The organism is Flaviflexus massiliensis, assembly GCF_001375495.1.
In the GTDB taxonomy this organism is placed as follows: domain Bacteria; phylum Actinomycetota; class Actinomycetes; order Actinomycetales; family Actinomycetaceae; genus Flaviflexus; species Flaviflexus massiliensis.
This window is the reverse complement of record NZ_LN831058.1, coordinates 944,362-968,953: the sequence shown is the minus strand read 5'-3', so window position 1 is coordinate 968,953 and position 24,592 is coordinate 944,362. Positions and strand designations below refer to the sequence as shown.

The following is a 24,592-nucleotide window of genomic DNA, read 5'->3' as shown; positions in this document are numbered from 1 at the left end:
ACTATTTCACGGAGCGGCCCACCAGCCGCTTGGAGAACTGAAACAAACGAAAGTTAGGAAGATTTCATGGCTGACCTCAACGAGCTCAACGGCACCTACGTCCTCGACACCACCCACACCCAGATCGGCTTCGTTGCTCGCCACGCAATGGTTACCAAGGTTCGTGGACGCTTCGCTGACTTCGAGGGCACCGCATCGACCGGCGAGAACCTGCAAGACGCCAAGATCAACGTCGTCATCCAGGCAGCTTCCGTCAACTCCGGCAACGCTGACCGCGATGCTCACATGAACACCGCCGAGTTCTTCGACACCGAGAACCACCCCACCATCACCTTTGACTCGACCCACATCGCAGCAAACGGCGAGAACCTCGCAGTCACCGGCGACCTGACCATCAAGGGCATCACCAAGTCCGTGACCGTTGACTTCGAGTACATGGGTGCAGCCCAGGATCCGTTCGGCAACGAGCGCGTTGGCCTCGAAGGCTCCGTCGTTGTCAACCGCAAGGACTGGAACATCGACTTCGACGTTCCGCTGGCAACCGGTGGCCTCCTCGTCTCCGAAAAGATCACCCTCGAGTTCGAGATCTCCGCAATCAAGAACGCCTAAGTTTCTTCCACCCGCACGAGCGGGCAGGTCGTGGGTCGGTACGCATGTAGCGACCCACGGCTTTTTGTTTTCATTTCCCGGCCCGAAAAAGTGACATCATCAAGCGACATTCTTTCGATGAACGATGTTTCATTTGGCTTCAGTCAGCACCGTCGGAGCTCTCGGCAAGAAATGGGTCCGAAACTCAGCCCTTGCTAATCCGCACCGCTAGGAGCGGTCGGGTACATAGGGGCTGCTGGCGGGGCGCCACATAATAATTTCCGGCGTTGGCGCCGGGGTTTTCACCTCGCCGAGCACGATGAAGCCTCGCGATGTGTAGAGTTTGGCCGAGCGCTGACTGGTTGCTTCCAGTCGCGCAGCATCCGCCCCTACCCTCTCAATACCGTGGTCCAGGAGCCTTGATCCGATTCCACGTCCGCGAGCGCGCTCGTTCACGACGATGATCTCGAGGTGCCAGGATGGGAACGGGAGGCTCACCTTGGAGGATGCGTACAGGTATTTGACGAGAGTCGGCACTGCCTTGCCGATCTTCTTGACGGCGGGCAGGGACTTGCGCAGAACTTTGAGGGGCAGCGTTTCGCTCGGCGGCATCCAGACCGAAGCTCCGAGGAACTCACCGTCTTCCTCGGCCACGTCGATATATCCAACGCTCAGCGCGTGTTCGGAGACTGCTCCGTAGAAGGCTTCGAGAATTCCTTGAGGATCGTCCGACTCGCGCAGGATCCACCCGAGCGAGGGGTCGGCGGCAAAAGTCTTTCCCAGTTCGGGAATGATGGTTGTCAGGTCCGCTTGGGTCGCTGCCCTGATGATCATGAGCGGAGTCTCCGTTCGATTGCCGCAACGGCGTCCTCGAGCGCCGGGGTCGCAATTCCGTGGGTGCGAGCGATTCTGATGAGATCTGTTCCCAGGGCATCGAGCTCAGTCCTGTTACCTGCGGTCACATCACGCCCGAGCGAACTGTCGGAATCGCCATCGATTCGGGCCAGGTTGTCAGCAATATCGTTTGCCGTCGTTTCCATTCCTTCGGCTGTGGCGATGGCAGCGATTTCAGCAAGAAGTTCCTCGGAACCTTGGCGGGCCGACCCCAAGGTCGTGGCCTTGGACGCGGTCAGGAGCGCCATGGGTGCGAGGAAGCGGAGCTTATTCCAGAGTACCTGGCGTTCTGTCCCACCGATGTTCGTGTTGATGCCGATGCGGTTGAGGATTGCGCTGATTTCCCAGTCTCGTGCCACTTCCTCCATGCCAATAATCGTGAATTTCGAGTGGTGATGGAACCGTCCTGGCTCAACCCTTTCAGACACGATCCTGATCGAACCACTCGTTGTTCTTGGGGCACCGAGCGCGTGAATTGCTTCCGCGTGCGCGAGCCCATTGCAGAGTGCGAGGACTTCTTTCGGCTTGGAGTCACGTATGGCATCGGCAATGTCGGGGATTGAGTAGCTCTTGACCGCGACAATAACGAGCGAGTTGGCGCTGGGTTCGGTGCGGGCCACGATGTCGGTGTGGAACTCACCAAATTGGCGGGACTTTAGATGCAATCCACGTTCATTCAGGACTCGCGCTGATTGCGGTGTTGCCACCACCACAACGTCTTCCCCGGCCCGCTGCGCAACCGCAGCGAGCACTCCACCAACACCGCCAGGGCCCACGATACTCAACACGTTACCAATCCTATACGAGCCCACCTGCCAACCTCCGGCCGAACCCACAAGGAGCCCGCTTTCCGTCTCTTGGCGGCACCAAAGTCCCAAGGTTTCGGGTATCCGAAACCTTATGGTTGACTGGTAGAACGAACAAAGAGGGAGGAGTGGGTCATGGATACAGGGAATCTGCTGTTTGCCTTCGCGATCACCTTGGCCGCAGGGCTGGCGACCGCTATCGGTTCCCTTATCGCCTTCCTCAAGAAAGACCAGTCCCCCGCTTTTCTAGCCGCGATGCTCGGCTTCTCCGCGGGCGTCATGATCTACGTATCGATGATCGAGATCTTTCCGAAGGCGCAAGTTGCTCTCGTCGCGGATCTTGGCGAGCAGTGGGGTCCCTGGGTAACGGTTCTGGGATTCTTTGGGGGCATGGGACTCATCGCAGCCATCGACCTCCTCGTCCCCAAGGAAGCTAATCCGCACGAAATGGCGCCGGTCACCTCCGGCCTCAATACTGAGCAGCGCGCGAGACTCATGAGAATGGGGGTCTTCACCGCGGCGGGCATTGCCATCCATAATTTCCCCGAAGGATTTGCTACCTTCCTCTCGGCCCTGCAAGACCCGGAAGTCGCGATACCCATTGCCGTTGCTATCGCCATCCACAACATTCCGGAAGGCATTGCTGTCTCCGCCCCGATCTACTATGCAACGGGCAGCAGGAAGAAGGCCTTCTGGTTCTCGGCAGCCTCGGGTTTGGCTGAGCCACTGGGTGCTCTTGTTGGCTACTTTGTGCTCTCCACCTTTGTTTCCGACACCCTCATGGGAATGTCGTTCGCGGCAGTAGCCGGGATCATGATCTTTATATCACTCGACGAGCTCCTGCCCTCGGCCCGAGAGTTCGGCAAGCACCACGTCGCAATCCTGTCCCTCGTGGCGGGCATGGCGGTCATGGCGCTCTCACTCCTGCTCCTCGGATAGCGCACAAACACGCAACGCATCCCTCCTCCGGACTTGCCCCTAGATTCCCGCCTCATCGAAGGCATCGATGGCGAGTTGGCGGCCGGTCTCGATCACTTCGGAAGCCTTGTGGAAGTCGAGGGTTCCACAAACTGCGGATGGCACGCTGATCTTCACGTTGACCGGATTCGCCGCGGCCCGATACCTCTCGATCATGTCCTGCATCGTGTCGAGCGCCATGTTGATCACGCCCATGGTGTTGAGATCGGCCGGAAGCTTCCCAACCTCGCTCCAGGATCCGGTTGGCTGGCCCGGCCCCTCCTCGGGATGAGAACAGGATTCCTCCCCGCTGTTCTCCTCGCCCTCTCCGAACAGTTCCTCGCTGAGCATCCCCGTATTATCCTCGCCGCGTTCCCGTTGGTGCTTGAACACTGCCGTGTCCATGAGCCCCGCAACCCCGCGTCGGAGGCGGTCTGACAGCGTCCGCTCCTGCGTTTCAGTGTTCCCGGCCTGCTGGGAGGCGGATTCCATGACCGCTGATGCTGAATAGTTGGAGTTCGGGCGGCCGCTCAGAGTGACGGAAATTGTCAGGTCGGACGGCACCGCCAAGGTCGGTTCGATCGGCACGGGGTTAACAAGCCCACCATCGGCCAGGATCTTCCCGTTGACCATGATGGGGGAAATAAAGGTGGGGATCGCACATGAGGCCCTCATGGCCGTCACGAGGTCACCCCGCTGAAACCACACTTCACGGTGGTTGGTGATATCGGTGGCAACGGCGGTGAAGGGAATGGCGAGGTCCTCAATCTGTACGCCGGGCGTGAAGGAATCGACCATGGAGAAGATCTTCTCCGCCTTGATGATCCCCGGCTGAGTGAAGGCCGGGTCGTACATGCGGAGCACATCAAACTGCGCGAGCCCCGTCGCCCAGTCAGCAAATTGATCGAGCTTCCCGGCCGCCTCCAATCCGCCGATGATCGAGCCCATCGAGGTTCCAGCGATCGCAACAATCTCGTGCCCGCGCCTCTTGAGCTCTTCAATGACACCGATGTGGGCATACCCCCGGGCTCCTCCAGAGCCTAGAACCAGAGCAATCCTCATTCTTCGTTCCTCTCCCGATACGTACCTGACACGATACTGTTCCCGCCTTGGAAATGCGTCAGATCAGCTTCCATCCAACGGACTCGGCTCTGAATTGACTGGCACATGACAAAGGGCGGGCAACCGTGCCCGCCCTTCTGTCCACCTAAATTCAGTTGATATCAGGCGTTGGTGAGTGCTGCACGAGCACCTTCGTAGTCCGGTTCCTGGCTGATTTCGGGAACCTGCTCGGAGTAGAGAACCCTGCCATCGGTATCGATCACGACAACGGAACGGGACAGGAGAGATGCAATCGGACCATTCTCCATCGTCACCCCATAGTCCTCACCAAACGTAGAGCGGAAAGCACTGGCCGTCACGACGTTGTCAATTCCTTCTGCCGCGCAGAAGCGGTTGAGAGCAAAGGGCAGGTCACGGGAGACGCAGAGAACCGCGGTGTTGGGAATCTCTTCGGCAAGCTTGTTGAATTCACGGGCTGCCGCCGCGCACACTCGGGTATCGATCGACGGGAAGATGTTGAGAACGAGACGCTTGCCCGCAAAATCGGCTAGCTTCAGATCTTCCAGTTCCGAGTTCACGAGGGTGAAATCGGGAGCTGCCGACCCAACCTCGGGTAGCTGCCCAACGGTCTTGACGTGTGCACCACGGTACGTAATATCCATGTACGAATTGTCCCGAGGCAACCATCACAGTTTCAAGGTATTTCATCCATTGGAATAACCCGGCAAGGTTTCTGCCGTACCGGTTTCGTATGGTTGAAACATGACTACACGACCCGTCACTTTCGTACACAGCTCCGATTGGCAGCTGGGAATGACCCGGCACTACCTGGCCGATGAGGCCCAGGCACGCTTCACCGGCGATCGCATTCACACCATCCACACGATCGGCGAGGTCGCCAAGCGTGAAGGGGCAGAGTTCATTGTCGTAGCCGGAGACGTGTTCGAACATGCGAACCTGCCGGCACGAGACATTGGTCGAGCATGCGAGGCCATGGGCGAGGTTGGCCTCCCCATCTTCCTATTGCCAGGCAACCACGATCCCCTCGGTCCCGGCTCGCTGTGGCATTCGGAAGAAATGAAACGGGCTCTCCCCAAGAACGTCACTCTCCTGGATAGTACGGATCCGGTCGAGGCCGCACCCGGCGTTGAGATCATTGGTGTCCCCTGGCTATCCAAGAATCCGGGCAAGGATCCCGTGACCGGAGCGCTTAATGACCTTGCTCCCACTGACAAGATCCGCATCCTCGTCGGCCACGGGATGCTGAAGGAACTGGACCCCTCATCCCAGAGCTCAACCGAGTATGTTGACAGCGCAGCGCTGAGGGCTGCCATTCATGACGGGCTTGTCACCTACGTAGCCCTCGGAGATCGTCATATCTGCTGGATCGACGACGAAACGGGTGCCATCAACTACTCCGGAACTCACGAAACCACGAGCTTCCGCGAACCTGACAGGGGAACCGTGCTCGTGGTCAAGGTCGTTGACGGCGTGACCGCCACCAAACACGAAGTGGGTACGTGGCTCCACACAACGGTGGAGCGAAACATCGACTCCAGCGACGATGTCCAGCTACTTGCTGAGGACCTGGCATCAATCCGCTCCAAGGACCGGACGATTGTTCAAACAATCCTCACCGGCAGCCTGTCGATTGCCGCCGCTGCCGAACTCGACACCGTGCTTGAAAATAGCGAGCACCTACTTGCTTCACTCGGCCAGTGGGAACGCCATACGGACCTGACGATTGTGCCGGATGAGGCGGATGCTGACTCGCTCGGGCTCACCGGCTTCGCAGCCGACGCATTTGCGGAATTGTCCGAACGCGCACAGTCGGGAGACACTGTCGCAGCCGATGCACTGAAGCTTCTCTACCGAATTGGAGCAAACGCATGAAACTCCACTCCCTGTCCGTCCGTAACTTCCGTGGGATCACAGACCAGAAGGTCGAATTCGGGGACGGATTGACAATCGTCTCCGGTCGAAACGAGGCTGGAAAATCCTCCCTCATCGACGCCTTTGACCTCCTGATCGAACTCAAAGCAACATCGGCAAGTCGCAAAGTAAAATCAGTAAAACCTGTCCACGACGATGTTGGACCGGAAGTGGAAGCCGAATTTACGATCGGACCCCACCGAGTTCGGTACTCCAAACGCTGGCTCAAAAGCCCGGTCACGGAACTCCGTTTCCTCGAAGGACCCCGATCCGGGCAATCAGAAACAGGGGATGCTGGCCACGAAGTCGCTAGGGAACTGTGGGAGGGCATGGATGAGACGCTGTGGCAGGCATCGCGGCTCATGCAGGCCCAAGAACCTGGTCAGGACAGTCTCGGATCCTCAACCGCCCTACAGCGCGCACTCGGTGAACAATCCGGGTCAGCACCCGACGACCCACGGTCCACTCCCCTGCTTGAAAGAGTGTCCAGCGAAGTCGGTAAATACTTCACGCCTCAGCGGGGCTCCTACAGCACACTCGTGACCAAGGCCGAGAAACGCCTGGTCGCAGCGGAAACAGCGGTGGAGGACGCACGATCGAAGCTGGCCGGACTCGAATCGGATGTTCGCGAACTCGCAAACCTCACCGAGGATCTCGACCGCCTCACCGAACACGTTGATCGTGAAAGCAACAGGCTGAAGACGCTCGAAGCCAAGGCGGAACTGGCCCGACAGGCACAGGAGTTGCTTGAGCGCACCGGGCAGGAGCGTGATTCCCACGTCAAGGAATACGAGACCCGGGAGGAAAGCCTTAAGGTTCGCTCTGCCCTCAAGGCCGATCTTCAGGCCGCCACGGAGGAACTCGATAACCTCACTGCCACGCGGATAGAACGTCAGGAGGCACTCGCTCCTCGGGAGGCTGAGATCGCTTCCGTCACCAAGAAGCTGAACGAAGCCAAGGATGCTAAGAAAAAGCTGGCGGAAGCATTGGCTTTAGCAACCCTTTTTGAACGCCAGAAACGCACCCGAGATGAAATTGATCGGCTCTCCGCGATTCTGTTCGACCACGACAGCCTGACCGAACAGATTTCAAAGCTCAGTGCCGGGCTCCGTCCAGTCGAACAGGAGACCGTGGACAGGGCAACAGATCTTGAACGCCGCATCGACATTGCCGAGGCGGCAATGAAGGCAGGAGCCGCGCAGGTCACGATCGAATCCCTGTCCAGTTCCAGCAAACTTCTGATCAACGGCACGGAGGAAGAGCTGGGATCGGAGCCGTTGTCGGTTCCGGTACTCGACGAATATTCAATCGAGCTTCCTGACCAGCTGCGCGTCACGATCACTCCCCCGGCTTCTTCCAAAACGGGAACGGACGAAGTTGCTACGTTGCGAAACGAGTTGAGCGAGCTTCTCGAAGAGGCAGGCTTTGAGACCGTGCAACTCCTTCGCCAGGCACATTCGATTCACCAGGAATCACTTGCCAGCATCGAACGTTTGAAGGAACGCCGGTCGGATCGACGGGGCGGGGTCAGCGCAGATGAATTGCGGGATGAACTCTCCCAGAAGCGTTCCTGGCTCGATTCTCAGTCCGAGGCAGTCGAAGGCAACATTGACGAGCTCTCGGAGCAGGATGCGGCTGCAGCTACAGCGGTTGAGTCCGCTGAAGCTGTACTCCGTAGCCACGAACAAGATGCTGCCTCCCTCCGTGACGAACTGTCTCGCCTCAACGGTCAGATTGACTCCCAAGAGTCCGTGAAGCAAAGGGCTGACAAGGCACTGTCCGAGGCCCGCGAACTCTCCTCAGACAAGGAAGTTGAGAAGGCAGTTAGCGATGCGAAGAAGGCAGTAGAAAACGCCGAGAAGGCTTTCCAGGAAGCTCAGCAGAAGCTGGACGAATCCGGGGGCGCCGAGATCCTGGCAGATTTCGAACACCTGTCCCAGCACGTGACGGGACTGCAAGTGCAAGTGGAGCGATACAAGTCCGACATCAAGGTGAAGACCGCGGTCCTCGAGTCAAAGAATCGCACCGGGATTCAATCCGGTCTGGATGAAGCAGAGTCCGAACTGGATCGCGCAAATCGTGAAAGCGCCTCACTGCACGCTCGAGCTGACGGTGCCCGCCTCCTTGAAGAGGTCCTCATCCGTCACCAGACCAGCATTAGAGCCCAGTATGTGGCTCCATTCAAGGACGCTCTCGACCACCTCGGACGGGCTCTCTACCAGGACCCGACCTTTGAGGCCACATTGGAGAACGATCTGACTGTCAGCCACAGATGCAAAGACGGAATTACCGTTTCCTTCGACAATCTGTCGACGGGTGCGAAGGAACAGTTGGCAATCCTCATCAGGCTTGCCACGGCTTCCCTCGTTTCACCCGATGACACTGTCCCCGTCATGTTTGATGACACGCTCGGTTACTCCGATCCCCGCATGCTGCACCGGACCGTCAGTTTGATCGGTAGCACGCAGACAGCTGGTCAGGTCATCATCTTCACTGCGAACGATGAACGTTTCGCCGGTTTGCCAGATGCGCACCGCATCAGCATCTGATCCCCACTGCGGAGTCTCCCCCACCGTGCTTCGGCTCGGTGATGGGGAGGATCTTGCAACCCGTGTTTACGAGGCACTTGCCGCCAAGCGAGCAAAAGTCAGTCACGCGGATGTTGTGGCGGGAATTGATCGTGGAGATATTGGGCTCATCAATGAGTCGACCGCCTTTATTCATCGTCCCGTCCCCGACGAGATCACTGTTCCCCTCCCGGTCCTGTTCGAGAACGATCGCCTCGTTGCCGTTGACAAGCCAGCAGGGATTGCCTCAACCCCGCAGGGCTCCTTCGTTGCACGCTCAGTCCTGGTCCAGGCCCGTCGACAAATCTCTGCCGGTGTAGCCTGTGCCCACCGGCTCGACCGAGCCACCTCCGGCGTCCTTCTCCTGGTCAAAGATCCCAGTTTTCGTGGGACCTACCAGACACTATTTGCACGCGGTCACGTAGCGAAGGTTTACGAGTTTCTCTCCAACCGGGTGCTGACTCCTCCCGTCGAGTATCGGTCACGGCTCGAAACGTCGCGGCAGCGCACTGTCGAAACTCGTGGTGAAGCAAATGCTCGAACGGGATTTGAATTAATTGCGGAACACGGTGGCTACGGCCTGTACCGTGCCAGGCCGTTCACGGGTAAGACCCACCAGATTCGGGCTCACGCCGCGGCCTGCGGAATCCCGATTATCGGCGATTCCCTCTACGCCCCGTCATCCACCTCAAGTGCCGGGAATGGTGAAGCTTCAATGCTCGAGTCAAGCCGGGTGTTTCCCGACCGGATCGAGCTCTTGGCCAGCGAGATTGCCTTCACCGATCCGGTTGATGGTGAAACGGTGACAATTCATTCCTGTCAAGAGCTGCGTCCTGACAGGCTGCAGAGCTAACCTCACCAACCCAATATCGCCCTAGGTGAGGGCTTTCTTCAAGTATTTCGTGAGGGTTGGAATATGGCTGGTTTCAATGTCCTTCACGGCAGTGAGAAGGACGATCGAGGAGTGCTTTCTGAGTTCAGAAAGGTCAAAGTCGGTTTCTTTGAGTTCATCGCGATAGCGGCGGGCGAATTCGTCATAGCGGTCGTCTTTGTTCTCGTGCAACCACGATCGCAAGCCTGATGAGGGCGTGAGGTCTTTCGCCCACAGGTCAATGTCCGCGTCTTCTTTCGAGACTCCCCGTGGCCACAGACGGTCAACCAGAACCCGATATTCGGATCCTTGTCGTTCGTCTCCATATATTCTTCGGTAAATGATTTCCATATCACAACCCTAGTCCGTTGCACTGGCCCCGAACAGGTAGTCTTGACCCGAAAGGAGCACGATGACTCTGTTCAGCAATGTGTTCGATACGGCACTGATTTTTGAAGGTGGCGGGATGAGGGCGGCGTACACCGCACCAACCGTCAATGTCCTCCTCAAGAACGAAATCTATTTTGACTGGGTTGCGGGTATTTCTGCCGGCTCCTCCAACACCGTGAACTACGTGTCACGTGACCCGTATCGTGCCCGCATGTCCTTCACCGACTTCGCCGGAGATCCGAACTTTGGTGGAATCCAAACTTTCCTGCGTGGCGACGGGCTGTTCAATGCGGAATACATTTACCAGCACACGTCAGAGCCGCACCAGGCGCTCCCATTCAAATCGCAGACTTTCTATGAGAACCCGGCCCGCCTGCGGGTCGGTGGCTTCAATGCAGAAACCGGTGAAACCGTGTACTGGGGACGCGATGATATGAACACAACAGAGCGGATGAAGCTCATGGTGCAGGCTTCGAGCACGATGCCTGGACTCATGCCGGAGGTGACGATCGACGGTCAAACCTGGGTCGATGGGGCCATCGGCTCCTCCGGAGGTGTCGCACTCGACGCTGCGGAGCAGGAAGGCTTTGAGAAGTTCCTGGTCATCATGACCCGCCCTCGCTCCTATTGGAAGTCGCCGGTTCGTAATCCACGTCTGATCGAACGGCATTTCCGCAAGTACCCCGCTGTAGCTGACGCCCTCAACACTCGAGCCGCCCGCTACAACGCGACAAAGGAACGACTGTTGGAGATGGAGAAGGAAGGCCGAGCCATGCTCTTCTTCCCAGAGTCCATCACCATCAATTCAACGGAACGCAATATTTCAAAATTGCGCCGCCACTACGTCCTCGGCATGGATCAGGCCATCAGGGAAGTGCCCGCTTGGAAAGAGTTCGTCGGACTCTCCTAACAGCCCCATTCAGCCCGCAGCGACCGACCAGTTCCCCGGAGATGAACCTCCGGGGAACCCCCATTTCAAAACAAATGTCTCGCAAGCATGCGAGCCGCCCCAATCAGATTCACGCGCGGATAGTGTTTCACACCTGGTGGGAGGCGGTCCGCACCGTTACTCTTAGGTTCGATCGCTTTTCGATCATCGAGCCCCACGGGAGGACTGGACTATGGCTGGCGGACTTGTTGCGCTACTGGATGATGTTGCCGCACTGGCGCGTATGGCAGCGGCCTCCTTGGATGATGTTGCCGCCGGGGCAATGAAGGCGGGAGCGAAAGCTGCCGGCGTCGTTATTGATGACACGGCGGTGACACCCCAGTACTTGGAAGGAGTGACGCCGAACCGGGAACTCCCGATCGTCAAGAAGATCGCGATCGGATCGATCCGCAACAAGCTGTTGTTCATTCTCCCCGTGATCCTCATCCTCTCAGAGTTCCTCCCCTGGGTTCTCACCCCCGTTCTCATGCTCGGCGGCACCTACCTATGCTTCGAGGGTGCGGAAAAGGTATACGAGAAGTTCCGTGGCAATCATGCGGAAAAGGCTGAGCCCGCGGTCGCGCAGGGAGCGAATGCTGAGGACAGCATCGTCAAGAGCGCGGTCACGACGGACTTTGTTCTGTCCGCAGAAATCATGGTGATTTCCCTCGACCAGGTCGTAGACTCGGGCTTTTGGGTCCGCACCGCAATCCTCATTCTCGTTGCGCTCGTCATCACCGTTCTCGTGTACGGCGTGGTCGGGCTGTTGGTGAAGATGGACGACATCGGTCTCGCCATGACCAAGAAGGAGTCGGATACCTCTAAGAAGGTTGGCGCGGGCCTGGTCAAGGCCATGCCGGTGGTTATGGACGCCATCTCCATCATCGGCACCTTCGCCATGCTCTGGGTTGGTGGACACATCGTCCTCAATGGCGTCCACGAATTTGGCTTCGATCCGATCTACAACTTCATTCACATGCTGGCAGGGCACGTGGAAGACATCGCGGTAGTTGGCGGGTTGCTTGCCTGGCTTATCGACACATTTATCTCCCTCATCATTGGCCTGATCTGGGGACTCATCGTGGTCGCGATCGTGCACCTGGTCATGAAGCTCATGGGCAAGGGCCACGATTCCAAGTCCGCAGACCATGCAACCGTCAGTGCGAGCTCTGAATCTCCTGCAAACGACACAGCAACGACTGCCGGTGACACCTCCCAAACGGGACAGGAGTCACCGTCCGATGAGTAACCACGGAACGAGCAGTCGCACTGAGTTCAATGCCTGACTCGGCTTGCTTCGCATGGAGAAAGAGGTAAATGACGGACCATCCGCTAGTGGAAGCCTCGTTGCTGGACCGTTGGGTAGCTCTTGTCATCTCGCCATCTTGCTGATCGTCTCGTAACGTTCCTGTCCGCCTTTTCATTTCTCGCGTTGGGGCGGACTTTAGCTATTGTGGAGAGGAACCTGTTTCAACAAGGAGGGCCCTGCGCATGTCGCCCATGATCTACACCTATACCGATGAAGCTCCCATGCTTGCCACGGAATCATTCCTTCCCATCCTGCAAGCATTTGCCGCTCAGGCAAACATTGCTGTGGAGACTCGGGATATTTCTTTGGCGGGACGCATTGTTGCGGCCCTGTCCGACTACCTGCCCAAGGAGCAGCGCGCCAGCGATGCCTTGGCTGAGCTCGGTGAGCTCGCCAAGACTCCCGAAGCAAACATCATTAAGCTCCCCAACATTTCGGCTTCGATGCCGCAGCTGAAGGCGGCTATTGCCGAGCTTCAGGCCCAGGGAATCGCTGTCCCGGACTATCCGGACAACCCGGAAACCGATGAGGAGCGCGACATTCGTGCCAAGTACGATTCGGTCAAGGGCTCGGCCGTGAATCCTGTCCTGCGCGAAGGTAACTCTGACCGTCGGGCACCCCAGGTCATCAAGAACTACACCCGCAAGCACCCCCATTCCATGGGCGCGTGGTCGAAGGACTCGAAGACCGCGGTTGCCACGATGTCGGCAGACGACTTCCGTTCCAACGAGCAGACCGTTGTCATGCCAAAGGACGACACCCTCTCGATCGTGCACGTTGGTGACGAAGGTGAGACGGTCCTGAAGGATTCGCTCAAGGTTCTCGAGGGCGAGGTCGTTGACTCGACGATCATGTCCGCAGCCGCTCTCGACCGTTTCCTCGTCGAGCAGGTCAACCTTGCTAAGGAACGGGGTGTGCTTTTCTCGGTGCACCTCAAGGCAACGATGATGAAGGTATCGGACCCGATCATCTTCGGTCACGTGCTTCGTGCCTTCTTCCCGTCAACGTTCTCCAAGTATGGGAAGGACCTGACCGAGGCTGGGCTCACGGCAGACAACGGTCTCGGTGTTATTCTTGGCGGTCTTGATCAGCTGGAGAATGGTGCGGAGATCAAGAAGTCGTTCGAGGACGAACTGAGCTCCGGCCCCGCCCTTGCGATGGTGAACTCCGATCGCGGTATCACCAACCTGCACGTACCCTCCGACGTCATCATTGATGCTTCCATGCCCGCCATGATCCGCACCTCGGGTCACATGTGGGGCCCGGATGGCGAGCCGGCTGACACGCTGGCCGTAATTCCCGATTCGTCGTATGCCGGTGTCTACGCGACCATTATCGGCGACTGCAAGACTAACGGGGCTTTCGATCCAACAACGATGGGCACCGTGCCGAACGTCGGTCTTATGGCGCAAAAGGCCGAGGAGTACGGTTCGCACGACAAGACATTTGAGATCGCCTCGGCAGGAACCGTCGAGGTTCGGAACTCTGCGGGCGACGTTCTCATGAGCCACACGGTTGCCGCAGGCGATATCTTCCGTGCCTGCCAGACAAAGGACGCTCCGATCCGCGACTGGGTTTCCCTCGCTGTACGTCGCGCACGTCTGTCTGGCATGACCGCAATCTTCTGGCTCGATCCGGAACGTTCGCATGATCGTGCGCTCACCGAGAAGGTTCGCACCTACCTCCAGGACGAGGACACCGATGGCCTTGATCTGAAGATCATGTCCCCAATCGAAGCAACCACGGAAACGGCTGCACGTCTTCGTCGCGGTGAGGACACGATCTCGGTTACCGGTAACGTCCTGCGCGACTACCTGACCGACCTGTTCCCGATCCTTGAGCTGGGCACGTCTGCGAAGATGCTGTCCGTTGTACCGCTCATGAACGGCGGCGGCCTATTCGAGACCGGTGCAGGTGGTTCGGCGCCGAAGCACGTCCAGCAGCTCCAGGAAGAAAACCACCTGCGGTGGGATTCGCTTGGCGAGTTCCTCGCACTTGCGGAGTCACTGCGTCACCAGGGACGAGTCGATGGCACGGAACGTCCCGGGATCATCGCTGACGGCCTGGATGCCGCAACGGAGAAGCTCCTTGACGAGGGACAATCCCCCTCGCGCAAGGTCAACGAAATCGATAATCGCGGCAGCCACTTCTACCTCGCAACCTACTGGGCACGTGCACTTGCTGATCAAAAGGATGACGAGGAGTTGGCGCAGATCTTCGCTCCGGTTGCGCAGGCTCTCGAAGCGAATGCTGACAAGATCGCAGAAGAACTCCTGTCCGTGCAAGGCACGGAGGCCGACCTGGGTGGTTACTACCGCCCAGACGCTTCCAAGGCAACATCGGTCATGCGTCCCTCCGCTACCCTCAACTCCATCATCGATCCTCTCCGCAAGGCGTAGAACTCGATCGGACGACTAGATCGTAGATAACTGGGCGGGCTCGTGGTTTCCATGAGCCCGCTCCATCACATCTACGCCTGCTTACCTTAACTCTTCCTTTAACCCTTTACCCCTTTAATCCTCTTGTTCCCATGACCGGCAGAGTGTCTCTTTCTAGAGCCCCTTGGGGAGGGATGAGATTTCCTCTCGAATCCATTCGGTCAGGATGCCTTCGGCAAGTTTGCTGTCGATGATCCGCTGCTGTTGCGGTTCTTCCAGGTCGATGATGAGCTGGGCGTGACCCTCGCTGTCCCGTGCCACAATCGCTTCACCATCTTCGCTTCCCGCCCAGTCAAATGTGGGGTGGAAACCAAGCTTGCTAATGGCTTTCCAGAGTTCTTCAGCCCTGCTCTCGTAACCCGGGGTGAACCGACCGCCGTCACCCACCCAGGCATCGGGTAAACCATCCGGCACGCGCGGAAACATCCCCACGCCCTTGAGGAGCTTCGCTGGTATGGGGCGAACGACGTCCCCGGGCTGTACCACTCCCGACGTGGTGGGGCGCACCCACAGGCGACCGTTTTCATTGTCTGTTACCTCGAACCGGCCCGTCCCCATCGCGAGGATCGTGCCGATGTCAATTCCTTCGGGCGGTGGATCAATAACGATTGTGGCAGGGTCGTGAATATCTCCAGCTGAGGAGAGACAGATTTCTGATCCCGCGGAGGCAACGGCAAGGCTGAGGCCGGAGGACATGGTGGCCGTGCGGCGTTCAATCATCGACAGGTCGTCCCGGACCTCGAGCGTCAGCAACGTCGATCCGGGAGTGTGCACGGACACAACCTTCATGACAACCATCCTACGGATGAGGGGCAGTCTTGGTGGGAGTTCACAAAGAATCATCAATCGTTGTGGACAGGGAAATCCGGACTTCCGGCTTGAGAATAAGCCATGAATGAGTGCATGACGAGCGCTAGAAATCCCTCATTTCTCTAGCTTTTCAAATGAGCTCGGCCCTCCCCAAGGTTGAATGCATGGTTGGTCGCTGGGCGTTCAGTATGCGGTTCGGTTTCGATCCGGGCTCTCATTGGTGGGATGATCGTAAGCGACTTGGGAGCGCCCCGAGATCTTGGGCCCGCCCCGGGATAGAAGGAGATTTGTTATGAGCGATGCTCGCACAGGAACTGCTGATATTGGTGTTGTTGGACTCGCGGTCATGGGAGCAAATATTGCTCGCAACCTTGCCCGCAAGGGCTACAAAGTAGCCGTCTACAACCGGAGCTACTCTCGTACCGAGAAGCTTGTCGACGAGCACGGGGATGAAGGGACCTTCATTCCCTCCGAAGACATTGCTGACTTTGTAGCATCCCTGTCGCGCCCCCGCGTCGCCATGATCCTCGTTCAGGCCGGTGCTGGCACCGATGCTGTCATCGAGCAGCTTGCCGAGTACATGGAAGAAGGCGACATCATTGTCGACTGCGGCAACGCCTACTTCAAGGACACAATCCGCCGCGAGCGCGACATCCAGGCACGCGGACTTCACTTCGTTGGTGCCGGTGTGTCCGGTGGTGAAGAGGGTGCTCTCGAAGGTCCATCGATCATGCCCGGTGGCACCCCCGAGTCGTACAAGAGGCTTGGCCCGATGCTCGAGGAGATCTCCGCACACGTCGACGGCGAGCCCTGCTGCACCTACATTTCCAACGACGGTGCCGGTCACTTCGTCAAGATGGTGCACAACGGTATCGAGTACGCGGACATGCAGCTCATTGCCGAAGCCTACGATCTTCTCCGCCGCGGCCTCGGTGATTCTCCCGCCCAGATTGCTGACATTTTCGAGTCCTGGATGGATACGGAACTGAACTCGTACCTCATCGAAATCACGGCCGAGGTGCTCCGTCAGGTCGATGCGGTCACGGGCAAGGCCCTCGTGGACATCGTCGTTGATGCTGCCAGCCAGAAGGGCACGGGTGCCTGGACTGTCCAGACTGCCCTCGAGCTCGGTGTTCCCGTCACTGGCATTGGTGAAGCAACCTTCGCTCGTGGCCTGTCCTCCTCCCCCGTCCAGCGCGGCGCTTCAGGCCCCCTCGAGGGTCACGAGCAGCCGATCAAGGTTGTGGACCGCGAGGGATTCATCGAGCAGGTGCGTCAGGCTCTCTACGCTTCCAAGATCGTTGCCTACTCGCAGGGCTTCGACCTGATCCAGGCCGGCAATGACGAATACGGCTGGGACATTAAGAAGGGTGACCTGGCAAAGATCTGGCGTGCTGGCTGCATTATTCGCGCGGTCTTCCTCGGCGACATCACGGAGGCATACGAGAACAACCCGGATCTGCCGTTGCTGATGGCGGACGAAAAGTTTGCGTCCAAGATCAACGCCTGCGTGCCGGCATGGCGCGAGATCGTGGGTCTCGGCGTTGCCTCCGGCATCCCAATCCCCGCCTTCTCCTCGTCCCTGTCCTACTTTGATGGCGTGCGTGCGGACCGCCTGCCCGCCGCCCTCATCCAGGGTCAGCGCGACTTCTTCGGTTCTCACACCTACAAGAGGATTGACATGGAGGGGACGTTCCACACCGAATGGTCGGGCGATCGTTCCGAGACGCGCTGGAGCTAAACCAAAACTGAACAGTCCGCTGAGGAGCTTCCCACCAGAAGCTTTCCTGCATCCGGATCCGTCAATTAACTGCCGGGGGTCCTGCCTGAGTCCACATGAGGATGAGGCAGGGCCCCCTCCCGCATCAAGCCTAGAGTGGTGGCATGACTGATTTGGTACGCCCCGGATGGGCTGAGCGAAGCGACCTCGAACGCGACTATTACGACACTGAATGGGGTATGCCCATCACCACCGAGACCGGCCTGTTCGAACGACTCTCCCTGGAGGTTTTTCAGTCCGGCTTGTCGTGGACAACAATTCTGCGCAGGCGCGATGGATTCCGAGAGGCTTTCGCAGGTTTCGATGCTAAGAGGGTCGCGGCCTTCGACGGTAAGGATATTGATCGGCTGCTGGGTGATGACCGGATTATTCGTAATCGCCGCAAGATCATCTCCACCATCAACAATGCTCAAGCAACGATTGAGCTACGCGATGATCCCAGTCTGTCGGGCCGGGGCCAGATCGAGCCCGGACTTCCGGCGCTCGCCTGGTCGTATAGGTCTTCCCATCATCCGGCCTATCGTGAGACCGACATTCCCGCCCACATTCCCGAGTCTGTGGCCCTTGCTAAGGATTTGAAGTCGCGGGGCTTTCTTCACGTCGGTCCCGTCACCATGTATGCGCTCATGCAAGCCGTGGGAATCGTCAACGATCATCCGGAAGGGACGTGGCGACGGGATGCGGTAACGGAAGCCGTTAAGGAGATCCTCGCTCCGGGTTTCTGAGGTGAACACCGAAACTGAGCGCGACGAACTGGGCTTGAACTAGCTTGTGACAAATTGTTTCTAAGAAGCGGTGCGCATGGGGCGGACAAGGCTGATCAGTGCGCAGCCAACTGCGAAGAGCAGAGTCATCGTGACCCCGCTTCCGAACATGACGACGTGGGAGAGAACCGACTTACTTTGAGCGGGGTTCTTCGGGCCGAAGATGAGCTGGCCGGGGCTAACCCCGAAGCGGTGCAGGAAACCGACAATGAGCACCGCTCCGTAGAAGGCGAGCACCGCACCAAAGAACGATGCAACAACGCTACCGGGTGCGAGGATGGCGCCGGCAATACCCGCTGTCACAGCGAAGGTGCAGTCAACATAGAACGAGGTAGCTGCGTGAGTCGTTTCTTTCTTCATGCCTCGAGGCTAAGCCCAGTCAGACACTCAGGGCAGAATCAGAACTCCCCACGCAAACTCCCAGACCTAGAAAAGTGATCATCTAACAGTCACTAAGCAGGCCTTTTCCGTTGAAATAGTGGGAAATAAAGAATCCGGGCACCCCGGCTTGCACCCTCGCGGTGAGCACTCCCCCATGTCTTGCAAACAAGACAAAAGCAGGGTGGTCCGTAACAAAGACGTTGCGGACCACCCTGCTCGTATCTGCTGTGAGTAGCCTAGTTTTCGTCAGTTAGCTGGAAACGGGCCCAGCTCTGCTCGGGAACAAGTTCTCGGTATTGCGGATTCTTCTTGATGTAGACGGAAACGAAGGGACACACCGGAAGAACCTGCTGTCCAGCTTCTTTCGCATCGTCGAGCAGCTGGGTGATTAGCTTGCCGGCCAGGCCCTTCCCGCCGTGCTCGGGGTCCACCTCGGTGTGGGGTGCCGTCAGCACATTGCCATCAACCCGGTAGTCGGCAAAGCCAACAACTCCACCATCGACCAGCACTTCGTATCGGGATTCGGCTGGGTTATTACGTACTTTAATCATCAGTCATCAATCTCTACAATGTCGCCGTTCGAGGCGTCGATTTCAATTTCAGTTTCTCCACCACCGTCGGCGCGTACCTCAATCGAGTAGATCTCACGATCATCATTCCAGTCAAGATCCCACTGCGAAACGGTTCCGGGAACCTCGCCGATGGCGATGCTCATGGCAGCGTGGTAGTCAACGGAGCCAAACGGATCCACTGCCGGCTCATCATCGTCTTCGTCGTCTTCATCCTGTTCGCTAATGTCACCGGTGGTTGCGTTGATTTCAAGCTCCCAGCTACGACCATCGCTGATCGTGTCAACTTCCCACACCCAGGCGTCAGTATCCTCATCCCAGTCCATGCCGACCTGGTGAATGGTGCCACCGCCCGTGTGAGCGTTGCTCGCCTCAATGGCTTCTTCGAGCGTGAAAGCGAAGTCGTAGGAAGCCAGGTCGATGTCACGACCCGGTGCCTCCGCGCTGTCGGAGCCAGCATCGTCCGAGGTTTCGGTGCCCTCCGGCTCCGTTGCACCGTCAGTGGAGTCGGTTGCATCCTCGGTTCCGCCATTATCGTCTGCGGAATCAGAATCATCCGTGGTCTCAACAGCGACCGGGCCAGATTCCGTGGTGGTCTCCTCAGTGTCCGAGCTGTCAGAGCACGCTGCGAGTGTGAGCGCGAGAGCGGCTGCAAGTCCGATTGATTTGATTTTCATGATTCTTCCCTTCCATGTGACAGTGTCTTGATTCTGTCACAGCTGTAACCATCTACCCTGGGATCCATCCTCGCAGGTGGAGATGAGACGGAGGTTAAAAACTCCTGGCAAGCATCTCACGAACGCGGGGAAGCACCTTCGTGCCGTACAGCTCAATCGAATTCATCATGAGTTCGTGCGCCATCATCCCGTTCGCATACTTAAGGTCAAAGCGATCCACTTCGAGGGCTCGCACGTTGTCATAGACCTTCTGCGCCACAGTTTCGGGTGAGCCCACGAAAAGAACCCCCTCCTCAATTTCAGACACGTACTCCTCATAGGTCGGGTCCGGCCATCCCCGCTCCCGCCCGATGCGAATGCGGTTTTGACGGAATGGCTCCCACAGTTCCTCGCGGGCCTGCTCGTCGGTGTCGGCGACGTGTCCCGGTGAGTGCATACCGAGCGGCATTCGATCAACTCCCATTTCCTCCTGCGCACGGTGGTACAGATCAACGTACGGACGGAACCGGGCGGGAGCTCCACCGATAATGGCAAGCATCATCGGCACCTGTCGGCGCACGGACCGGAGCACGGATTCGGGCGAGCCACCCACCCCGACCCAGGCTGAGAGACCATTCTTGGTGCGGGGCATGAGCATGGCGCCTTCGATCGGAGCGCGGTGCGTTCCGGACCAGCGGATCGGACGTTCCTTGAGCGCCTCGGCAAAGATCTCGAACTTCTCTTCGAACAGGACGTTGTAATCCTCAAGCTTGTAGCCAAACAGCGGGAAAGACTCGGTGAAGGAACCTCGACCCAGAATAATCTCGGCCCGCCCATTGCTCACAGCATCGAGAGTGGCAAAGCGCTCGAATACGCGCAACGGATCATCGGAAGACAGAACCGTTACCGCGGATCCCAACTTGATGTTCTTTGTCCGAGAGGCGATTGCTGCCAAGACCATGTCCGGTGACGAGATCGCGTAATCGTCACGGTGATGCTCTCCAAGGCCGATCGCTTCGATCCCGACGGAGTCCGCGAGAACTGCCTCTTCCACGACCTCCCGAATCACGTCGGCAGGGTGCTTGGGCTGCCCGTCGGGGCCGGGAGTGACGTCACCAAACGAGTTCAAACCGAACTCAACCTTCTGGGGAACAGATGTGTAAGCCATATTGTCCTTCTTTGTCAGATACTCACCCACGTAAACAATTGAAATCGCAACTATATTCCCGACGTGATTAATTGAGATTACGATGCTGCACTAGAGGGGAACCTGGTTGGGATCAGCTGCAAACTCACGGCAAACAGCCACGGGTTTAGGGTAAAGAGCGGCTAATCCGGGTGGAGTGCCACGAAGAGCTAGACAGACGCTAAAGCGCAAGTTGGCTTTCGGGAATGATGGTGAAGAGATGTGCGTGTCGCTGATGTCAGAATGTGGAATCAGCACGTCAATTGCAGGGAGAGTTCCCCATGCATTTTACTGTTAGGGCAATAGTTCGAGAGAGGATTCCAGCATGACAATTAGAGCCGCAATCGTAGGTTATGGAAATCTGGGACGGAGCGTCGAAGACAACATCAAGCGTCAGGACGACATCGAGCTCGTCGGGATTTTTTCCCGCCGTACCGAACTTGATACAGGCACGAAGGTGTTCCCGGTAGCGGACATTGACTCCTACGTGGACGACATCGATGTCCTGTACCTGTGCATCGGTTCCGCCACCGACATTCCCGAGCAGGCAACAAAGTACGCCGCCAAGTTCACCACCGTCGACACGTACGATAACCACAAGCGCATCCCGGAGCACTATGAGGCGATGGATGAGGTGGCCTACGCCAACGACAATGTGGCGATCATTTCAACCGGCTGGGATCCGGGACTGTTCTCGCTCAACCGCACCCTCGCATCCTCCCTATTCCCACAGTCCCAGCAGAATACGTTTTGGGGTAAGGGTGTTTCTCAGGGCCATTCGGACGCCCTGCGTCGCATTGACGGAGTGCAGAAGGCAGTTCAGTACACGATCCCGCGTGAGGACGCGATAGAATCGGCACGTTCCGGCAATGGGCAGGACATCACCGGCCACAACGCCCACCTGCGTCAGTGCTGGATTGTTGCGGATCCTGCTGACCACGAGCGCATCGAGAATGAGATTCGGACGATGCCGGACTACTTTGTTGGCTACGAAGTCGAGGTTCACTTCATTAGCGAAGAAGAGTTTGTCCGCGACCACCAGGGCCTGCCTCACGGCGGACACGTCATCACCTCCGGCGACCTCGGCGGCACCCACAACACGGTCGAGTTCAGCCTTGATCTCAACTCCAACCCCGCATTCACCGCCGCCGTCCAGGTTGCCTACGGTCGCGCAGCCTACCGTTTGAAAGAAGCCGGCCAGTCGGGTGCGTTCTCGGTTCTCGAAGTCCCGCCCTACCTGCTCGCTCCCCAGTCTCTTGAGGAACTGCTCGCCCGCGACGTCTAGAAGACCGAAAGCTTTCAAGCACAATCTCCCTCACCTACCCCGCCAGGGGCTTATAGGACATTTGGTGTTGGTTTGGGTCGGGTTTTTCGGCTTGCTGTCAACGTTTTGTCGGGATTGAAGTTCGATGGTTTCAACTTCACAGGTGGACACTACGTGTTGGTTTCACTGCGACTTTCCCCCGGCATAGAGCTAAAAGGTCGGGGTCAGAGTTGGGTTCCTGGAGCCAGGTTATAGGACATTCGGTGTTGGTTTCACCTCGACTTATGGGCGTGTTATCACCATAAAAGCAGGTTTGGAGTTGCCTGATTAAAGGCGTGAATACGCCTTCTTGTAGTCCTTGTCAGCGGCCCATGACCCGGTACGGAAAGACCGGCACGGGACGCCAGCGCTACCGATGCCCCTCGTGCGGGACAACCCAGGTCGCACAGATCAATACGGACGCGAAAGACCTCGCCCTGTTCCTGAGCTTCTTGTTCTCCCGCAAGCGCCAACGAGACCTGCCCGGGGCCGGGCGCACCTACCGGCGCCGCACCCAACGCTTCTGGGCACTGTGGCCTTTACCCCCGATCGTGGACGAGGTCCACCGGGTCGTCTACGTTGACGGGATCCACCTCGGCAGGCTTGCCGTCATCTTGATCGCCACCAGCAACACCCACGTGCTCGGCTGGCACCTGGCCCGTACCGAGCGCACCACCTCATGGGAAGCCCTTCTGTCGAAGATCGCCGCCCCCGACGCGGTGGTCACCGACGGCGGGCAGGGATTTGCTGCAGCCAGACGGAAGCTATGGCCACACACCAAGGTCCAACGCTGCCTGTTCCACGCCTTCAGCCAGGTCCGTCGGCAGACCACCACGCGCCCGCGAACCCAGGCAGGAGTAGAGATCTACGGGCTGGCCAAGGCTCTGATGAAAGTATCAACGAATGTTGAGGCAGCCGCGTGGCTGGTGGCGTACGGGCAGTGGCGCAACCGGTGGGAAGAGTTCCTGGCTGAGAAAACGACCCTGGCTACTGGCAGGACAGTGTTCACTCATCAGCGACTGATCACCGCACGATCGAGCTTGGATACCTTAATCCGTTCCTCGACTTTGTTCACTTTTGTTGACCCCAAGAATTATCCTGCTTCGGCCTACCTGGCAGTGCCGCTGCCGGCAACCAACAACCGGATCGAGGGCGGAGTCAACACCCAGCTGCGTGCCTTGCTGCGTGATCATCGGGGAATGAGTTTCGAGCGGCGTATCAAAGCGATTATGTGGTGGTGCTACATGCATACCGAGACGCCGTTGAGTCCGGCCATGATCTTGCAGACCATGCCCACCGAGTCCCAGATCAGTGAGCTCTATCAGGCAGCGGCTCGCCGTGAGAGCCATGAGCGTGACATCGGCCTGCCCGTCATGGGCACCATCGCAGTCTGGAACGAGCTCCACCACACCAGCCCCCACCCGAACTCCTGGACCTAGCTTCTAAAACACGACCCGACCAACACATTTTGTCCTATAAGCCCCGCCAGGTCCCTGGCGGGGTAGGATTTTTACACGAAAGAAGGAGAGGGATGGCCTACCACGCTGATTCATCGGATCTAACAAATAAAGAAATCCTGACCTGGGAAGGTTTTGGTGCAGCTTCGCGGGAGCTGGCTCAACAGATTGCCGATTCCGGTTTCACACCCGATGTCATCATCGCGGTCGCACGCGGCGGGCTCCTGCCGGCCGGCGCGCTCTCCTATTCCCTTGGCGTCAAGCTCTCGGATGCCATGAACGTCGAGTTCTATACCGACGTTGAAGAAACGTTGCCCGACCCTGTCCTGCTTGCGCCGCTCCTGGACACTGACAACATTGCCGGAAAGAAGCTTCTCGTCGTTGATGACGTCGCCGACTCCGGCCGTACTCTCGCACTTGTCATCGACATTCTCAAAGAACACAATGCCGAGGTGCGTTCCGCGGTTATTTACGCGAAGTCCCGTTCCGTCGTGAATCCGGACTACGTGTGGCGCGACACCGAAGAGTGGATCGTGTTCCCGTGGTCGGCTGAACCCCCAGTCACACCACATAACTGAGAGGGGCTCGCTATGCCGAGCACAATACCCTGCCTCTGGTACGACCAGAGCGCCGAAGAAGCAGCCCAGTTCTACTGCAGTATTTTCCCCAACTCGTCTGTCCTCCGTGTCGAACGCTCCCCCATGGACAATCCATCCGGGCCGGAAGGTTCGGTACTGCCGTCGAGTTCGAACTCGACGGCACGCGCTATACCGCCATGAACGGCGGACCGCACTTCACATTCAACGAGGCAATCTCGTTCCAGATCGACTGCGCCGACCAGAAGAAAGTGAACTACTACTGGGATGCGCTCACCGCAGGTGGGGAGGAATCCCAATGCGGCTGACTCAAAGACAGGTATGGACTGTCCTGGCAAGTCGTCCCTC

At 58.1% G+C, this 24,592-nt stretch carries 23 protein-coding genes and 1 pseudogene; 14 read left to right on the top strand and 10 right to left on the bottom strand.

What is annotated here, in order from left to right; all coding sequences use genetic code 11:
• The first annotated feature begins 66 nt into the window (after positions 1 to 66).
• Complete coding sequence (locus tag BN1241_RS08440; RefSeq protein WP_054953177.1) at positions 67 to 609, top strand: YceI family protein; 543 nt, start codon at positions 67 to 69, stop codon at positions 607 to 609.
• A gap of 207 nt (positions 610 to 816) precedes the next feature.
• Here BN1241_RS08440 and BN1241_RS08435 read toward each other — a convergent pair whose 3' ends face one another.
• Together BN1241_RS08435 and BN1241_RS08430 are read right to left on the bottom strand one after the other, a co-directional pair.
• A complete protein-coding gene (locus tag BN1241_RS08435) occupies positions 817 to 1,422 on the bottom strand; it encodes a GNAT family N-acetyltransferase (protein WP_054953176.1) in 606 nt (201 codons plus the stop codon).
• Entirely contained in the window at positions 1,419 to 2,270 is an 852-nt protein-coding gene (locus BN1241_RS08430) for a ketopantoate reductase family protein (protein WP_077138419.1), read from the bottom strand. The genes BN1241_RS08435 and BN1241_RS08430 overlap by 4 nt, the downstream gene beginning before the upstream one ends.
• Before the next feature lie 153 nt (positions 2,271 to 2,423).
• On the opposite strand from BN1241_RS08430, the gene zupT reads away from it, so the two are divergent.
• Entirely contained in the window at positions 2,424 to 3,227 is an 804-nt protein-coding gene (zupT, locus tag BN1241_RS08425; RefSeq protein WP_054953174.1) for a zinc transporter ZupT, read from the top strand.
• A gap of 39 nt (positions 3,228 to 3,266) precedes the next feature.
• Here zupT and BN1241_RS08420 read toward each other — a convergent pair whose 3' ends face one another.
• Positions 3,267 to 4,307, bottom strand: coding sequence for a patatin-like phospholipase family protein (locus BN1241_RS08420; protein ID WP_054953173.1), 1,041 nt, complete (start codon positions 4,305 to 4,307; stop codon positions 3,267 to 3,269).
• A gap of 161 nt (positions 4,308 to 4,468) precedes the next feature.
• On the bottom strand, positions 4,469 to 4,969 hold the full coding sequence (gene tpx / locus BN1241_RS08415; protein WP_054953172.1) for a thiol peroxidase: 501 nt from the start codon (positions 4,967 to 4,969) through the stop codon (positions 4,469 to 4,471).
• 100 nt (positions 4,970 to 5,069) lie between these two features.
• On the opposite strand from tpx, the gene BN1241_RS08410 reads away from it, so the two are divergent.
• Genes BN1241_RS08410 through BN1241_RS08400 form a run of 3 tightly spaced genes read left to right on the top strand, consistent with a single transcriptional unit; the run spans position 5,070 to position 9,659 of the window.
• Positions 5,070 to 6,200 carry a metallophosphoesterase family protein gene (locus BN1241_RS08410; RefSeq protein ID WP_054953171.1) on the top strand — a complete coding sequence of 377 codons (1,131 nt, stop codon included), beginning with the start codon at positions 5,070 to 5,072 and terminating at the stop codon, positions 6,198 to 6,200.
• Entirely contained in the window at positions 6,197 to 8,788 is a 2,592-nt protein-coding gene (locus BN1241_RS08405; protein WP_054953170.1) for an AAA family ATPase, read from the top strand. Before BN1241_RS08410 ends, BN1241_RS08405 begins: the two co-directional genes overlap by 4 nt.
• The gene (locus tag BN1241_RS08400) at positions 8,742 to 9,659 is read left to right on the top strand and encodes a pseudouridine synthase (protein WP_082418281.1); all 918 of its coding nucleotides are present in this window, start codon (positions 8,742 to 8,744) and stop codon (positions 9,657 to 9,659) included. The genes BN1241_RS08405 and BN1241_RS08400 overlap by 47 nt, the downstream gene beginning before the upstream one ends.
• 21 nt (positions 9,660 to 9,680) lie before the next feature.
• Here the strand turns inward: BN1241_RS08400 and BN1241_RS08395 are convergent, their stop codons facing one another.
• Positions 9,681 to 10,028, bottom strand: coding sequence for a DUF488 domain-containing protein (locus BN1241_RS08395; RefSeq protein ID WP_054953168.1), 348 nt, complete (start codon positions 10,026 to 10,028; stop codon positions 9,681 to 9,683).
• A 61-nt stretch (positions 10,029 to 10,089) separates the two neighbouring features.
• Between BN1241_RS08395 and BN1241_RS08390 the strand changes: the two genes are divergently transcribed.
• The 3 genes from BN1241_RS08390 (at position 10,090) to BN1241_RS08380 (ending at position 14,703) form a co-directional block, all read left to right on the top strand.
• Entirely contained in the window at positions 10,090 to 10,977 is an 888-nt protein-coding gene (locus BN1241_RS08390; RefSeq protein WP_054953167.1) for a patatin-like phospholipase family protein, read from the top strand.
• A gap of 211 nt (positions 10,978 to 11,188) precedes the next feature.
• A complete protein-coding gene (locus BN1241_RS08385) occupies positions 11,189 to 12,244 on the top strand; it encodes a DUF808 domain-containing protein (RefSeq protein ID WP_077138334.1) in 1,056 nt (351 codons plus the stop codon).
• A gap of 242 nt (positions 12,245 to 12,486) precedes the next feature.
• On the top strand, positions 12,487 to 14,703 hold the full coding sequence (locus BN1241_RS08380) for an NADP-dependent isocitrate dehydrogenase (RefSeq protein ID WP_054953166.1): 2,217 nt from the start codon (positions 12,487 to 12,489) through the stop codon (positions 14,701 to 14,703).
• Positions 14,704 to 14,856: 153 nt separating this feature from the next.
• Here BN1241_RS08380 and BN1241_RS08375 read toward each other — a convergent pair whose 3' ends face one another.
• Positions 14,857 to 15,531, bottom strand: coding sequence for a hypothetical protein (locus BN1241_RS08375; protein WP_147599362.1), 675 nt, complete (start codon positions 15,529 to 15,531; stop codon positions 14,857 to 14,859).
• 313 nt (positions 15,532 to 15,844) lie between these two features.
• Here BN1241_RS08375 and gndA point away from each other — a divergent pair, with 313 nt between their 5' ends.
• Both gndA and BN1241_RS08365 read left to right on the top strand, forming a co-directional pair.
• Positions 15,845 to 17,293: an NADP-dependent phosphogluconate dehydrogenase gene (gndA, locus tag BN1241_RS08370; RefSeq protein WP_054953164.1), complete on the top strand. Its 1,449-nt coding sequence runs from the start codon at positions 15,845 to 15,847 to the stop codon at positions 17,291 to 17,293.
• A 143-nt stretch (positions 17,294 to 17,436) separates the two neighbouring features.
• Entirely contained in the window at positions 17,437 to 18,057 is a 621-nt protein-coding gene (locus tag BN1241_RS08365; RefSeq protein ID WP_054953163.1) for a DNA-3-methyladenine glycosylase I, read from the top strand.
• Between the two features lie 60 nt (positions 18,058 to 18,117).
• On the opposite strand, the gene BN1241_RS08360 is transcribed toward BN1241_RS08365, so the two are convergent.
• The 4 genes from BN1241_RS08360 to BN1241_RS08345 all read right to left on the bottom strand — a co-directional run bounded on the left by BN1241_RS08360 (position 18,118) and on the right by BN1241_RS08345 (position 20,870).
• Positions 18,118 to 18,456, bottom strand: a complete 339-nt coding sequence (locus tag BN1241_RS08360; RefSeq protein WP_054953162.1) for a hypothetical protein — start codon at positions 18,454 to 18,456, stop codon at positions 18,118 to 18,120.
• Between the two features lie 257 nt (positions 18,457 to 18,713).
• A complete protein-coding gene (locus BN1241_RS08355) occupies positions 18,714 to 19,028 on the bottom strand; it encodes a GNAT family N-acetyltransferase (protein ID WP_054953161.1) in 315 nt (104 codons plus the stop codon).
• Entirely contained in the window at positions 19,028 to 19,723 is a 696-nt protein-coding gene (locus tag BN1241_RS08350) for a PepSY domain-containing protein (protein ID WP_054953160.1), read from the bottom strand. Before BN1241_RS08350 ends, BN1241_RS08355 begins: the two co-directional genes overlap by 1 nt.
• 94 nt (positions 19,724 to 19,817) lie before the next feature.
• The gene (locus tag BN1241_RS08345; RefSeq protein WP_054953159.1) at positions 19,818 to 20,870 is read right to left on the bottom strand and encodes an LLM class flavin-dependent oxidoreductase; all 1,053 of its coding nucleotides are present in this window, start codon (positions 20,868 to 20,870) and stop codon (positions 19,818 to 19,820) included.
• Positions 20,871 to 21,213: 343 nt separating this feature from the next.
• On the opposite strand from BN1241_RS08345, the gene BN1241_RS08340 reads away from it, so the two are divergent.
• The 4 genes and pseudogenes from BN1241_RS08340 (at position 21,214) to BN1241_RS13485 (ending at position 24,552) form a co-directional block, all read left to right on the top strand.
• On the top strand, positions 21,214 to 22,173 hold the full coding sequence (locus BN1241_RS08340; protein WP_054953158.1) for a diaminopimelate dehydrogenase: 960 nt from the start codon (positions 21,214 to 21,216) through the stop codon (positions 22,171 to 22,173).
• A gap of 314 nt (positions 22,174 to 22,487) precedes the next feature.
• Positions 22,488 to 23,630, top strand: a complete 1,143-nt coding sequence (locus tag BN1241_RS08335) for an IS1249 family transposase (protein WP_261795459.1) — start codon at positions 22,488 to 22,490, stop codon at positions 23,628 to 23,630.
• Positions 23,631 to 23,722: 92 nt separating this feature from the next.
• The gene (locus tag BN1241_RS08330; protein ID WP_054953157.1) at positions 23,723 to 24,226 is read left to right on the top strand and encodes a phosphoribosyltransferase; all 504 of its coding nucleotides are present in this window, start codon (positions 23,723 to 23,725) and stop codon (positions 24,224 to 24,226) included.
• A 12-nt stretch (positions 24,227 to 24,238) separates the two neighbouring features.
• Positions 24,239 to 24,552, top strand: a pseudogene (locus BN1241_RS13485) (VOC family protein).
• Positions 24,553 to 24,592 lie beyond the last annotated feature (40 nt).